This is a genomic window from Paraburkholderia sp. PAMB 6770, from assembly GCF_057748135.1.
Genome location: NZ_CM173239.1, coordinates 2,693,898 through 2,707,984 on the forward strand (window position 1 = coordinate 2,693,898; position 14,087 = coordinate 2,707,984).

The 14,087-nt window shown below is 69.1% G+C and carries 11 protein-coding genes; 5 read left to right on the forward strand and 6 right to left on the reverse strand.

The features are described from left to right. Positions 1-54: 54 nt before the first annotated feature. Positions 55-822, forward strand: a complete 768-nt coding sequence (locus AC3AP7_RS29610; protein WP_487363849.1) for a hypothetical protein — start codon at positions 55-57, stop codon at positions 820-822. Positions 823-990: 168 nt separating this feature from the next. Here the strand turns inward: AC3AP7_RS29610 and AC3AP7_RS29615 are convergent, their stop codons facing one another. Both AC3AP7_RS29615 and hpnC read right to left on the reverse strand, forming a co-directional pair. Continuing rightward, the gene (locus AC3AP7_RS29615) at positions 991-2,166 is read right to left on the reverse strand and encodes a glycosyltransferase (RefSeq protein WP_487363850.1); all 1,176 of its coding nucleotides are present in this window, start codon (positions 2,164-2,166) and stop codon (positions 991-993) included. After that, a complete protein-coding gene (hpnC, locus tag AC3AP7_RS29620; protein ID WP_487363851.1) occupies positions 2,166-3,032 on the reverse strand; it encodes a squalene synthase HpnC in 867 nt (288 codons plus the stop codon). The genes AC3AP7_RS29615 and hpnC overlap by 1 nt, the downstream gene beginning before the upstream one ends. Before the next feature lie 294 nt (positions 3,033-3,326). On the opposite strand from hpnC, the gene ispH reads away from it, so the two are divergent. Further along, entirely contained in the window at positions 3,327-4,271 is a 945-nt protein-coding gene (gene ispH / locus AC3AP7_RS29625; RefSeq protein ID WP_487363852.1) for a 4-hydroxy-3-methylbut-2-enyl diphosphate reductase, read from the forward strand. 10 nt (positions 4,272-4,281) lie between these two features. Continuing rightward, positions 4,282-5,433 (forward strand): adenosyl-hopene transferase HpnH, encoded by a 1,152-nt coding sequence (gene hpnH, locus AC3AP7_RS29630; protein ID WP_487363853.1) that lies wholly within the window; start codon positions 4,282-4,284, stop codon positions 5,431-5,433. Between the two features lie 128 nt (positions 5,434-5,561). Here hpnH and AC3AP7_RS29635 read toward each other — a convergent pair whose 3' ends face one another. Continuing rightward, positions 5,562-6,167 (reverse strand): MlaC/ttg2D family ABC transporter substrate-binding protein, encoded by a 606-nt coding sequence (locus AC3AP7_RS29635; protein WP_487363854.1) that lies wholly within the window; start codon positions 6,165-6,167, stop codon positions 5,562-5,564. A 173-nt stretch (positions 6,168-6,340) separates the two neighbouring features. Here AC3AP7_RS29635 and hpnN point away from each other — a divergent pair, with 173 nt between their 5' ends. Further along, a complete protein-coding gene (gene hpnN, locus AC3AP7_RS29640) occupies positions 6,341-8,968 on the forward strand; it encodes a hopanoid transporter HpnN (RefSeq protein WP_487363855.1) in 2,628 nt (875 codons plus the stop codon). Further along, on the forward strand, positions 8,965-9,870 hold the full coding sequence (locus AC3AP7_RS29645; RefSeq protein WP_487363856.1) for an MlaA family lipoprotein: 906 nt from the start codon (positions 8,965-8,967) through the stop codon (positions 9,868-9,870). The genes hpnN and AC3AP7_RS29645 overlap by 4 nt, the downstream gene beginning before the upstream one ends. A gap of 109 nt (positions 9,871-9,979) precedes the next feature. Here AC3AP7_RS29645 and AC3AP7_RS29650 read toward each other — a convergent pair whose 3' ends face one another. The 3 genes from AC3AP7_RS29650 to hpnD form a co-directional block, all read right to left on the reverse strand. Next, a complete protein-coding gene (locus AC3AP7_RS29650) occupies positions 9,980-10,636 on the reverse strand; it encodes a phosphorylase (RefSeq protein WP_487365057.1) in 657 nt (218 codons plus the stop codon). A gap of 56 nt (positions 10,637-10,692) precedes the next feature. Then, positions 10,693-12,735: a squalene--hopene cyclase gene (gene shc / locus AC3AP7_RS29655; protein ID WP_487363857.1), complete on the reverse strand. Its 2,043-nt coding sequence runs from the start codon at positions 12,733-12,735 to the stop codon at positions 10,693-10,695. A gap of 350 nt (positions 12,736-13,085) precedes the next feature. Continuing rightward, complete coding sequence (hpnD, locus tag AC3AP7_RS29660; RefSeq protein WP_487363858.1) at positions 13,086-13,934, reverse strand: presqualene diphosphate synthase HpnD; 849 nt, start codon at positions 13,932-13,934, stop codon at positions 13,086-13,088. Positions 13,935-14,087: the final 153 nt, after the last annotated feature.

A 14,087-nucleotide genomic window follows, 5' to 3' on the forward strand; every position in this document is an offset into this window, starting at 1 on the left:
GGCCGCTGCGCGCGCGCAGCAGGTAAAATCGCTGGCCTTATCCGAGAACCCCGCATGAACCTTCACGAACAGCTCGGCGCGCTCGAAGCGGGCGTCGAACAGCTCATCCAGGCTGTCGTGGCCCAGCAGGCCCCCGCCGCGCACGCCGCGCCGCCCTCCTCGAACGCTGCCGCGCCGACAGACGCATCCCGCCAGCCGGCCGCCGCACCGCCCGCACAGGCAGCGGATGAAGCGACGCGTCCCACGGCCCACACAACCGATGCAAACGACGCGCACGCTGCCGCGCGCGTCGAAACGCCGGTCGCGGATGCGCCGGCAGCCGAAACGCCGGGAGCTTATGCGGCCGTCGCTGGCGCAGCCGGTGCCGACGCCGCAGCCGATGCCGACGCCGATGCCTTCGCAGCCGGTGCCGCAGCCGTCGCCGACGCCGATGCAGCCGCCACCGCAGCGCCAGCCGCCGATGCACGCACCGACCACGCGCATACGCCGCCGCCAGGACCGCTCACGCTATCGGTCGGCCGGCCGAGCCAGAACGAGATCACGATGACGATCGCCGGCAACACCGTGTCGCTGCGCCCCGAGCAGATCGGCCAGCTGATCGAGGAGCTGTCGAACGCGCGTGCGTCGATGCAACCGGAGCCCGCGGCGTCGGTGCCGCCCGGCTGGCGCTTCGCGGCGACCCGCAATCCGATGATGGCCGTGCAAAAGCAGTCCAACGGCGACCGCCTGTTGCTGCTGCGCCATACCGGCCATGGCTGGGTGCCGTTCGCGCTGTCGCCGGATGTGGCCATCCAGATGTACATGCTGCTCACGCAGCGCTGACGCCGGCGCGGCGGCACGGCGGCAGCCGTGGGCAATCCAGCACGCGGCCACGCACGACCAGGCACAATCTCGCACAATCCACGCAATGAAAAAAGGCGGCGCTTCACGCGCCGCCTTTCGCTTTTGCCGCTTGCCGCTTGCCGCTTGCCGGTGCCTGGCGCCGCGCGCCTAGCGATCCGGCTGCGCCGGCGCCTGCACGCGCGCCTTCCACTGGCCGCCCTTGCCGCGCCAGTAGCGCCATGCGGACGCGAACGTCGCGCCCACATAGAACAGCGCGACCAGCGGCAGGAGAGGCGCCCACAGCGGCGAGCGACGGTAGTAGCCGAGCATCGGCGCGTACGCGCAGCACATCGCCGCCCACGCGAGCCAGGCCGGCCAGCACGACGCGCCATAGGCGAGCGCGGCAAGCGGCGGCACGAGATAGATGATCGCCATGCCCGCGAGCGTGCCCGCAAGCTGCCACGCGGAATAGTGCAGCTGCGTGAACGCGGTGCGCGCAATCATGTTCCAGATGTCGCGCCAGCTGTCGTAGGGGCGCAGCGATATGCTGTGCGCCGCGACGTCGAGGCGAATCGGATGATGCCCGGTGCCGCGGTGCTTGATGCGCGCGGCAAGGCTGCAGTCGTCGATCAGCTCGCCGCGGATCGACTCGATCCCGCCGGCCTCTTCCAGCGCCGTGCGCCGTACCAGCATGCAGCCGCCCGCCGCGGCCGCGGTGCGGTTGCGCGGATGGTTGACCCACGCGAACGGGTACAGCTTCGCGAAGAAAAACACGAACGCCGGAATCAGCGCCTTTTCCCAGAACGAGTCGCAGCGCAGCCGCACCATCAGCGACACGAGATCGCGCTGCTCCGCTTCCGCCCGGGTGACGAGCTGTTCGAGCGCGTCGGCCGGATGGCCGATGTCCGCATCGGTCAGCAGCAGGTAGTCGGCCGCGAGGTCGAGCGAGCGCACCGCCTCGATTCCCTGCGACTGCGCCCACACCTTGCCCGACCAGCCGGCCGGCAGCGGCTTCGCGGCGAGCACCGTCAGCCGGTCCGGGCATTGGCGCTGCAACGCGGCAGCGCGGGCGGCGTCGGCGGTGCCGTCGGTGCTGTGATCGTCGACGACGATCACGTGGAACGCCCCCGCATAGCGCTGATCGAGCAGGGAGCCGACCGCGCGCGCGATCACATCGGCTTCGTTGCGCGCGGGCACCACCGCCGCGACGGCCGGCCACGCGTCGCGCGCCGCCCGCGCGAGCGGCGCCGCCGGCCGGGCGCGCCAGAAACCGCCGCGCAGGAACAGCAGCACGAACCAGATCAGCAACGACACACAGGACAGAACAAACAGAAACGGCAGCATCAGAAATGGCCCTCGCACGATGCGACATTCAGACCGACGCGCCCTGCCAGCCACATGGTCCCGGCGCGTATCGCGACGAGGCACCAGTCGAAGCCGTCGAGCGCCGGGCGGCGGCGAAACACGTCGTAGCCGGCTTTCTCGATGCGTTCGAGAATGCGCAGGCCGCCCTGCACGATGCCGCACAGCACAAGGCCCGCGCGCCCGCGCAGACGCCGCGCGAGCGGCGCGCCGCACAGCAGCAGCGTGCGCGCGTAGGCGACCTCCTCGGCCATCAGCGCGCGCCACGCGTCGTCGACGTGCCCGCTTGCCAGCTGCGCCTCGGTGACGCCGTGACGCTGCAGGTCGGCAAGCGGCAGGTAGAGACGCCCGTCTTTCCAGTCGACCGCGATGTCCTGCCAGAAATTGATCAGATGCAGCGCGGTACAGATCGCGTCGGAGTCGGCCAGATTCGCCGGCGACGCCGCGCCGTACAGATGCAGCATCAGCTGTCCGACCGGGTGCGCGGCACGGCGGCAATAGTCGAGCAGCGCGGCGCGGTCCGCGTAGCGGGGGGCGTCGAGATCCTGCCCGAGCGCCGCGACGAGGTCGTAAAAGGGCGCAAGCGGCAACCCGTGAGCCGCCACGACGCCCGCGAGCTTGCCGAACAGCAACGGGTCCACCGGCGCCTGCTGGCCGCTTGCCACCGCGTCGAGTCCGGCGCGAAAATCCGCGAGACGGGCGCGCCGCGCGGCGACGTCGAGGCGCGTGTCCTCGACGATCTCGGCAGCCGTGCGGGACACCTGGTAAATCGTACCGATCGGCTCGCGCAACGCCTTCGGCAGCAGGGCGCGGGCAACCGGAAAGTTTTCGTGATGATCCGCTTCCATGCGGCAAGCCTCGACATTCAGTAATGCGTTTGTAAGCACAAACCGCAAGGTCCTTTATTTTAAGGGCTCCGTCGATGCACTGCAGCGCGCCATTATTGCGGGATACGCGCAAGGGCCGTATCGGCGCGGGCTTTGCCAGAGCAAAGCCCGGCCGATAGCGTTAGAATGCGCGTCTGGTTTTCGTCTGCCGGCTTTTACGTCGGATTTAAGACATCAATTAATATCACGGTCGCGGCGATAAAGTCGTTTTCACCGACTTCCTCGAAACCTGCGTCAGTCGGAGTTCGGCAGCCTATGCGAGTCATTCTTGCTCAGCCCCGCGGCTTTTGTGCGGGGGTGGTCCGCGCCATCGAAATCGTCGATCGCGCGTTGCAGCAACACGGCGCACCGGTGTACGTGCGCCATGAAATCGTCCATAACCGGCATGTGGTGGACAACCTGCGCCGCAAGGGGGCGCGCTTCGTCGAAGAACTCGACGAGGTGCCCGAAGGCGCGGTCGCGATTTTCAGCGCGCACGGCGTCGCGCAAAGCGTCGAGCGCGATGCCGCGCAGCGCGGCCTCGACGTGCTCGACGCCACCTGCCCGCTCGTCACGAAAGTGCACGTGCAGGGCCGCCAGTACGTCGCCGCCGGGCGCACGCTGATCCTGATCGGCCACGCCGGGCATCCGGAGGTGGAAGGCACGATCGGCCAGATTCCCGGCCAGGTGCTGCTCGTGCAGAGCGAAGCCGAAGTCGCCGGGCTCGATCTGCCGGCCGATGCGCCGCTCGCTTACGTGACGCAGACCACGCTGTCGGTGGACGACACGCGCGCCATCATCGACGCGCTGCAGCGGCGCTTCACGAACATCGTGGGCCCGGACACGCGCGACATCTGCTACGCCACGCAAAACCGCCAGGCGGCGGTGCGCGAGCTGGGCGCGCAGGTCGACGTGCTGCTCGTGGTCGGCGCGACGAACAGCTCGAATTCGAACCGGCTGCGCGAGATCGGCAGCGAGTCGGGCGTGCCGAGCTACCTCGTCGCGGACGGTTCGGAAGTGAAGCCGGAATGGTTTGCGAACGCGCAGACCGTCGGCATCACGGCCGGCGCGTCGGCGCCGGAAGAAATGGTGGAACACGTGATCAATGCGCTGCGCGCATTGGGACCCGTCGACGTCGCGACGATGGCGGGTCAGGAAGAAAAGGTCGAGTTCAAGCTGCCGTCAAAGCTGACGCAGCCGCTCGCCGCTCGCGAAGTTTAAGGAGGACGCCTTGTCTATTCCGATGCTCCAGAAAGTCCGGGTTGGCGCGTACATCATGCGTCAGCACCTTGCGCGCAACAAGCGCTATCCGCTCGCGCTGATGCTCGAGCCGCTGTTTCGCTGCAACCTCGCCTGCAACGGCTGCGGCAAGATCGACTATCCGGATCCGATCCTGAACCAGCGTCTGTCGCTGCAGGAATGTCTCGAAGCAGTCGACGAATGCGGTGCGCCGGTGGTGTCGATCGCCGGCGGCGAACCGCTGCTGCACAAGGAAATGCCGCAGATCGTCAAGGGCATCATCGCACGCAAGAAGTTCGTCTATCTGTGCACGAACGCGCTGCTGATGGAAAAGAAGATGGACGACTACCAGCCGAATCCGTACTTCGTCTGGTCCGTCCATCTGGACGGCGACAAGGACATGCACGATCACTCGGTGTCGCAGGACGGCGTCTACGAGAAGGCCGTCGCCGCGATCCGCGAGGCGAAGCGGCGCGGCTTTCGCGTGAACATCAACTGCACGCTGTTCAACGACGCGGTGCCGGAGCGCGTCGCGCAGTTCTTCGACTCGGTGAAGGAGATGGGCGTCGACGGCATCACCGTGTCGCCCGGCTATGCGTACGAACGCGCGCCGGACCAGCAGCACTTCCTGAACCGCGACAAGACCAAGCAGCTGTTCCGCGAAATCTTCAAGCGCGGCAACAACGGCAAGAACTGGTCGTTCAGCCAGTCGGGCCTGTTCCTCGACTTCCTCGCGGGCAACCAGACGTACGCGTGCACGCCGTGGGGCAACCCGGCGCGCACGGTGTTCGGCTGGCAAAAGCCCTGCTACCTCGTCGGCGAAGGCTACGTGAAAACGTTCCGCGAGCTGATGGAGACGACCGAATGGGAACGCTACGGCACCGGCAACTATGAAAAGTGCGCGGACTGCATGGTGCATTGCGGCTTCGAGGCAACCGCGGTGATGGATACCGTTGCCCATCCGCTGAAGGCGATGAAAGTGAGCCTGCGCGGACCGAAAACGACCGGCGCGTTCGCCCAGGACATCCCGCTCGACCGGCAGCGCCCCGCCGAGTATGTGTTCTCGCGTCACGTCGAAATCAAGCTGGAGGAAATCCAGCGCACCGGCAAGGGCGCAAAGGCCGAAACGGCCGCGGCGCACTGACGGCGAAAGCGGCCGGCGCATTTGCACGCAGCAGTGCGCCGCCCGGCAAATAAAAAAGCGCGACGGCGGTCAGGCGTCGCGCTTTTTTGCTGGCGTGCCGGGGCCATGCGGCCCCGATGTGTCCGGTGCTATCCCGCGCTGAGCGCGTTGTGCCGGGTCAGGAACTGGATCAGGCCGGCTACGCCGCCCTTCGCGAGCTGCTCGGCAAACTGCTGCTGATAGACCTGGATCAGCCAGGCGCCCATCATGTTGATGTCGTAGATCTTCCAGCCCGCGTCGGTTTTCGCGAGCCGGTAGTCGATTGCGTCGTCGCCGCCGTTGCTGAGCACGTGCGACTGCACGACCGTGTCCTTCGCGCCGGCGGGCGTGTTCGACGGCGCGAAGCGGAACGTCACGGCCTGGTCGCGCAGCTGCGACAGCGATTCCGCATAGGTGCGCACCAGCAGGGTCTGGAACTGCGCATACAGCTGCTTTTGCTGCTCGGGCGTCGCGGTGGTCCAGGCCTTGCCGACCGCGATGCGCGTCGTGCGCCGGAAATCCGTGGCCGGCAGGAAGTGCGTTTCGACAACCTGGGTGATCTTGCCCATGTCGCCGCTGCGCGCTTGCGGGTTGGCTTTCATGGCCTGCACCGTGCCTTCGACAGCGCTTTTGACGATCGAATCGGGAACAGCCTGTGCTAGCGCGGACGTGGAGACAACCGCCGCCGCCAGCACCGCAAACAGATAGCGTTTCATAAGTTCAAGGACTGGAAAGTGATACCGGATGGCCCGCCGGGCCACGCTCAAGGCCAGTATACCGATTTTGGCCCCGCGCTCTCGCGACGCAAACGGAGCCGGCGCAGTCCACCTCGGTATACTGGTGCGCTTATCCAGAACGAGTCATTCGTGACAGGGCTCCCTCTCCCTACATGCTGAAGTCATCCATCGTCCGCCTCGTCGCCACCGCAGTCCGGCATCCGCTGCAGGTCATCGCGGGGTCGCTCGTCCTGGCGGTGCTGAGCGGCCTCTACGTCGCCCACCACTTCCAGATCAATACCGACATCAGCACGCTCGTCGAAAACGACCGCCAATGGGCGGCGCTCGGCCAGGCGATCGACAAGGCGTTCCCGCTGCGCGACCAGACCATGCTGGTGGTGGTCGAGGCCCGCGCGCCCGAGTTCGCCGACGCCGCCGCGAACACGCTCGCCGATGCGCTGAAGACCCAGCCCCAAAACGTCGTATCGGTCTCCGAGCCGGAAGGCGGCGCGTTCTTCGAACACAACGGGCTGCTGTTCCTGCCGCTCGATCAGGTCGAATCCACCACCGGAAAGCTCGTGCAGGCGCGGCCGCTCGTCAACGCGCTCGCGAAAGATCCGAGCCTGAGCGGTCTCGCCGGCGTGTTGACGACGAGCCTGCTGCTGCCGCTGCAGCTCGGCCAGGTGAAGCTCGCCGACATGAGCCATCTGCTCGCGACGAGCGCCGACGTGCTCGACCGCGTGCTCGCGCATCAGCCGGCCGCGTTCTCGTGGCGCGCGCTGGTCGACAAGGACGCAGCCGCCCGGCCGGCGCGCGCGTTCATCACGGTGCAGCCGGTCGTCGATTACGGCGCGCTCGAACCGGGCGTGCGCGCGTCCGCCGCGATCCGCGCGACCGCCGCGGCGCTGCATCTGGACACGCGCTACGGCGCAACGGTGCGGCTCACCGGCCAGCAGCCCCTCGCCGACGAGGAATTCGCGTCGGTCGAGGACGGCGCGGCGCTGAACGGCGCGATCACGCTCGCGGTCGTGCTGGTCATCCTGTGGCTCGCGCTGCGCTCCGCGCGCATGATCGCCGCGGTGCTGATCACGGTGTTCGTCGGCCTCGCGATTACCGCCGCGCTCGGGCTGATGATGGTCGGCGCGCTGAACATGATCTCGGTCGCCTTCATGGTGCTGTTCGTCGGGCTCGGCATCGACTTCGGCGTGCAGTTCGGCGTGAAGTACCGCGAGGAGCGCTTCCGCGACGACCGTCTGTCCGCCGCGCTCGTCAATACCGCGCATACGATCGGCGTGCCGCTCACGCTGGCCGCCGTCGCGGTCGCCGAGGCGTTCTTCTCGTTCCTGCCGACCGCCTATCGGGGTGTCGCCGAACTCGGGCAGATCGCCGGCGTCGGCATGTTCGTCGCGTACTTCACGAGCATGACGCTGCTGCCGGCGCTGCTGAAGGTGTTCAACCCGCCGGGCGAAGCCGCGAGCCCCGGCTTCCGGCAACTCGCGCCCGTCGACGATTTTCTCGACCGCCACCGCAAGCCAGTGCTGATCGGCACGCTCGTCGTCGTGATCGGCGCGCTGCCGCTGCTCACGCATCTGCGCTTCGACTTCAATCCGCTGCATCTGAAAGATCCGCATACCGAATCGATGGCGACGCTGCTGTCGCTGAAGAACTCGCCCGAGGCGGCGGTCAACAACGTGCAGGTGCTCGCGCCGTCGCTCGCAGCGGCGGACCGGATCGCCGCGCACGTGCGCACGCTTCCCGAAGTCGGCCGCGTGACGACGCTGAGCAGCTTCATTCCGGGCAACCAGCCGGAGAAGCTCGTGCTCGTGAACAGCGCGGCGCAGCAACTGCTGCCGGCGCTCACCGCGCCGCCGGCGCCGCCCGTCAGCGACGCGCTGCGGGTCGCCGCGCTCAAACGCGCGGCCAACCAGCTGACGCTCGCGGCCGGGGATCATCCGGGGCCGGGCGCGGCCGAGGCGCTGCGGCTCGCGGCCACGCTGCAGCGCCTTGCCGCCGTCGACCCCGCCACGCGCGACCGCGCCGAGACCGCGATGGCGGGCACGCTCAGGATCGCGCTGCATCAGCTTGCGCTGCTGCTGCAGCCGGAGCCCATCACCCGCGCGGACGTGCCGCCGCAGATCACGCGCGACTGGATCGCGCCGGACGGCGCGGCGCTCGTCGACATCGCGCCGAAAGTCGCCGCCGGCGCCGACCCGGGCGACGACGCGATGCTGCAGCGCTTCGCACGCGCGGTGAAGGCGGCCGAACCCGGCGCGATCGGCGGAACGATCTCGGTCCTGCATTCGGCCGACGTCATCATCAAGGCGTTCCTGCAGGCCGCCGGCTGGGCGCTGCTGACGATCACGATCCTGCTGTGGATCGCGCTGCGCCGCATCGGCGACGTGCTGCGCACGCTGATCCCGCTGCTGGTGTCCGCAGTGGTGACGCTCGAACTGTGCGTGGTGTTCGGCATGCCGCTGAATTTCGCCAACATCATCGCGCTGCCGCTGATGCTCGGCGTCGGCGTCGCCTTCAAGATCTACTTCGTGATGGCCTGGCGCAACGGGCAAACCGGCCTGCTGCAGTCGAGCCTCACGCATGCGGTCATGTTCAGCGCGGCCACCACGGCCACCGCGTTCGGCAGCCTGTGGCTGTCGCATCATCCCGGCACGTCGAGCATGGGGCGGCTGCTCGCGCTGTCGCTGTTCTGCACGCTGATCGGGGCGGTGGTGTTCCAGCCGGTGCTGATGGGCAGGCCGCGTGCGCACCGTACACATAAATCAAGGCAAGGAAGCCGTCCATGAAGACGCGAACGCTCGCGCTCACCCTGCTCGCCGCCGGCGCGACGAGCGGCTGCGCGACCGGACCCAACCGCACGCCCGGCGATCCGCTCGAGCCGATGAACCGCGCGATTTTCAAGTTCAACGACACGCTCGACCGCACGGTCGCGCAGCCGGTCGCAAAGGGCTATCAGAAAGTGACGCCGCAGCCGGTGCGGCAGGCGATCAGCAATTTCTTCTCGAACCTCGGCGACCTCAGCAACGCGGCCAACGACCTGCTGCAGCTGAAGGTCACGGATGCGACCGAGGACGTGATGCGCTTCGCGATGAACTCGACGTTCGGCCTCGGCGGCCTGATGGACTGGGCGACGCCGGCGGGGCTGCCGAAGCATCATCAGGACTTCGGGCTCACGCTCGGGCACTACGGGATTCCGGCAGGGCCGTATCTCGTGCTGCCGCTGTTCGGGCCGAGCTCGTTTCGCGACAGCATCGGCTTCGGCGTCGACTTCCGCTTCAACGTGATGACCTACCTGGAGCCGGCGGTACGCAATCCGATGTGGATCGCCCAGTTCGTCAGCGCGCGTGCCGACCTGCTCGGCGCGTCGAACCTGCTCGAAGCAGCGGCGCTCGACAAGTATTCGTTCGTGCGCGACGCGTACACGCAGCAGCGTCAGTCGATGCTCAGAAACGGTCAGGCGAAGCCCGCACCGTTGCCCGACTACGGCGACCCCGGCGCGACGCCTGCCCCTGCGTCCGCGCCATCGGGCAAGGCGCCGGATGCATTGCCGGATTATTCGGACCCCGGCGGGTCGGCCACACCGGCCGCGCTACCCGATTACAGCGATCCGGGCGCATCCGCGGCGCCGGCGCCGGCAACGCCGGCGTCAGGCGCGGCGCCCGACGGCAAGGACGCGGCGCCGCACTAGGCGGCGTTCCGCGGCGGCGAGCACGCAAGCCCCGGCGCGAGAACGCGCGCGGCTCACTCGGGCGGGGTGGCCCGCAATATCAAGCGATCTCGCCGCGCACCGGTCTTCGTCACCACGCGCCCCATGCACCGGCCGCACCCAGGGCATGCCGCGCCTGAACGAGCGTCGCACGGGCGGCGCGCGCGTCGGTGGCAATCTGCAGCAGTGCGCCGAGCTGGGAAGGCCGCTTCAGCAGTTCACACAGGATCGGCACGAGCGCCGTGCTGCCGTCGTCGCGCAGGCCGGCGGTCGCGGCGGGCGGCAGCGAGCGCCAGGCCGGATCGACGACCGCCCGGCACACCGCAAACGGCAGGCCATGCGCCGCGGCGATCGCGCCGGCCATCGACGATTCCATGTCGACCGCGAGCGCACCGCTCGACCGGTGCAGCAGCGCCTTGTCGGATGCGCCCGTCAGCGGCGCGCTCACGCTGGCGACGAGACCGCGCCGCAGCCGCGCGCCGAGCGGCGTCGCCGCGAGCGCGGCGGCGAGGCGCTCGGACCAGAGATAGTCGGTGGCGAAGCGCCCGAGCGGGCCCGTTACCGCGTCGGCGACGATCAGCGCGCCGGGGGCGAGATCCGGTGCGAGGCCGCCCGCCGTCCCGAAGCTGACGATCCCCGAACAGCCGCGCGCCACTGCGGCGCTCAACGCGCGTTCGAGCAGATCGGGGCGCGCCGCGTACACCGTTTCGACGCCGTCGCCCCGCGCGATGCGCGCCTCGAAGGCCATCCCGGCGACCGCGATCAGCGGCCCGCGGGCGCCGGATGCGACGTGAGCGGCCGCCGTCACATCCCCACCGCGACGCGCGTGCCGCCGTCGCGCCGAAGCTGCCGATAGCGCGCCAGCGCCCACAGCGGGAAGAACTTGCGATAGCCGTGGTAGCGCAGATAAAACACGCGCGGGAAGCCGGTCGCCGTGAAGCGCGTTTCGTCCCACAAGCCGTGCGCGCGTTGCTCGCGCAGCAGATAGTCGATCCCGCGCGCCACCGCCGGGTGGTCGACGCAGCCCGCCGCCATCAGCCCGAGCACCCCCCATGCCGTCTGCGACGACGTGCTCGGCGCCGCCTCGTAGCCGCGATAGTCGAGCTTGTAGCTCGTGCCGTCCTCGCCCCAGCCGCCGTCGGCGTTCTGGATCGAGACGAGCCATTGCGCGGCGCGCTTCATGCGCGGATCGTCGTGCGGCATGCCCACGGCGTTCAGCGCGCACAGCGCGGACCACGTGCCGTACACGTAGTTCATCCCCCAGCGACCGTACCAGCTGCCGTCCGTCTCCTGCTCGTTGAGCAGATAGTCGTACGCGCGGCGCGCCGGTTCGCTGTTCGCGGGCAATTCGCCGAGCTGCGCGAGCATCGACAGGCAGCGGCCCGACACGTCGGCGGTCGGCGGATCGAGCAGCGCGCCGTGATCCGAGAACGGGATGTTGTTCAGGTAGTACTGCGTGTTCTCCGGCTCGAACGCGCCCCAGCCGCCGTCGCTGCTCTGCATGCCGACGATCCACTCGCGCGCGCGCGCGATCGCGTCGCGATCGACGTCCGAGTGCGTGAGCGCCGCCGAGCGGTGCATCGCCATCACCACCACGGCGGTGTCGTCGACGTCCGGGTAATGCGGGTTCGCATACTGGAACGCCCAACCGCCGGGCCGCACGTTCGGGCGGCGCGAGATCCAGTCGCCGCGCACGTCCAGCACCTGCAGCGGCCGCAGCCATTGCAGACCGCGTTCGGCGGCGCGTTCGGCGGCCGGCTCGCCGGTTTCGAGCAGCGCATGCGCGGCAAGCGACGTATCCCATACCGGCGACAGGCACGGCTGGCAATAGGCTTCGTCATCGTGGATCACGAGCAGCCTGTCGAGCGACTGGCGCGCGATCGCCCGGTTCGGATGCTCGGGCGGGTAGCCGAGCACGTCGTACATCATCACCGAGTTGGCCATTGCCGGGAAAATCGCGCCGAGACCGTCCTCGCCGTTCAGCCGCTCGTCGACGAACGCCTGGGCTGCGCGAATCGCGCGCTCGCGCGTGTGCGTCGGAAACAGGCCGTCGACCAGCCGCAGCACGTGATCGACACCGCGGAAAAACGCAAACCAGCCTTTGTTCTGATGCGGCGCGCGCGGCAGCAGGCCGGTGGTGACCGACGCGCCGCGGAACAGCTCGTCGATGCGCACGCCGCGCGGGTTGCGCGCCACCGGACGACGCGCGTTCAGCACGAGCAGCGGCACGATCACCGTGCGCGCCCAGTACGACACCTTCGACAAGTGAAACGGAAACCACTGCGGCAGCAGCATGATCTCGACCGGCATCATCGGCACCGCGTACCACGACACGACGCCGAACAGCGCGAGCAGGATCCGCGTGAAAACGTTCGACGCCTCGGCGCCGCCGTGCGCGAGAATCGCTTCGCGGGCGCGGCGCATATGGTCGGCGTCTTCCGGGTCGCCGATCATCTTCAGCGCGAAGTAAGCCTTCACGCTCGCGCTCACGTCGAGCGCGCCGTCCGTGAAGAGCGGCCAGCCGCCGTCGGGAAGCTGGATGCGCCGCAGGTAGCGGGCAATCTTCTGTTCGAGTTCGACGTTCGGCGTTTCGCCGAGGTAGTGGACGAGCAGCACGTATTCGGCCGGAATCGTCGCATCGGCTTCGAGCTCGAAGACCCAGTGGCCGTCGGGGCGCTGGGCGGCGAGCAGCGCGTCGTTGGCGCGCGCGATCGCGTCGTCGAGCGCGCCCGGGCCCGGCGGCGGGCCGCCGGCCGATGCGGCAGCGCGATCGGCCGGCGCGGTGCCGGTGTCGGGCGTGGCCGGGCGGGCTTCGCCCAGCGGCTCGGAGAGAGTCAGGTCGTTCATCTGCATTCCATCGGTTCGTTCAGCAGCCGATCCGCGGCTTGATGGCCGGAGCGGATCGCTCCTTCGAGCGGCGGCGCGGGCTAGCCGGTGGCCGTCCGGTCGCGTGCACGCAGTCCGCTGCGCGTCGCAGGGCGGCCGGGCAGCACCGGCGGGTTGCCGATAGTGCGCGTGCCGGGTGAGAGATCGTACCGGGCGCGGCATCGCATGCCGGCGTGCGCGGCCGGCTTGCGCGGCCGGCTCGTGCGGCACGCTCCGTCCGCCGCTCCGTCCGCCGCGCCGCAGTTGCGCCGCGGCAGCCACGCCCGCGAAGCCTGCAACGCGCGCGCCGGTCACATGGACGCGCCTGCGCATCAAAACAGCGCGTAGCGCGCGACGATCCACAACAGCCGCGCGCGCGGCTTGCCGACCTTCGTGCGCGGCAGGTCGAAACCGCGCTCGACGGTACGGTCCAGCAGGCAGCGGTACACGCCGGACATGATGCGCGGCGCGCGCACCTGGCGGCGCGGCGCCTGGTCCATGATCGCGTCGGCCTGCGCGAAATGCTGCCGCGCGCGCGCCACCAGCTTCGCGCACACGCGCGGCAGCGACGGGTCGTCGACGATCGCGGCCGGGCTCGCGGTTGCGATGCCTTCGAGCGCGAGCAGCTCGCGCGGCAGGTAGCACCGGCGGATGCCAGCGTCCTCGTCGATGTCGCGCAAGATGTTGGTCAGTTGCAGCGCGCGGCCCAGGTGATGCGCGAGTTGCCGGCCCGGCTCCTCCTGCATCCCGAATATCCTCACCGACAGGCGGCCCGCCGCGCTCGCCACGCGGTCGCAATACAGGTCGAGCGTGTCTTCGTCGGGCGCGCAGATGTCGGCGGCGGCGTCCATCGCCATCCCGTCGATCATCGCGTGAAAGTCTTCGCGCCGCAGATCGAATGCCTCGATCTGGCGCGCCAGCGCGCGCAGCGACGCGCGCGGCGCGCCGGCATAGCAGGCGTCGATGTCGGCGCGCCAGCGCTCGAGCCCCGCGGCGCGCTCGGCGCGCGGCAGGTCGCTGTCGGCGATGTCGTCGACGGCGCGGCAAAAAGCGTAGACCTGATACATTGCCTCGCGCTGCGCCGCGGGCAGAATGCGCATCGCGAGATAAAACGAGCTGCCCGATGTGGCGGCAGCGGCATCGGTTTCTGTATCGTCCACGACAAGATTGGAAACAGCCAAGACGATCTCCGCTGAGAGGCTTCAGGAGGCGGTCAAGAAGTCGTGCGCCCGCAGGACAGGCCGCGCGCACATGCGTGCGCGCCGCGGGAGCCGCGCTCCGCCTGCCGCGCAAATCACCGGACTCGCGGGATCCGCTTGCCGCGTGGACCGCGG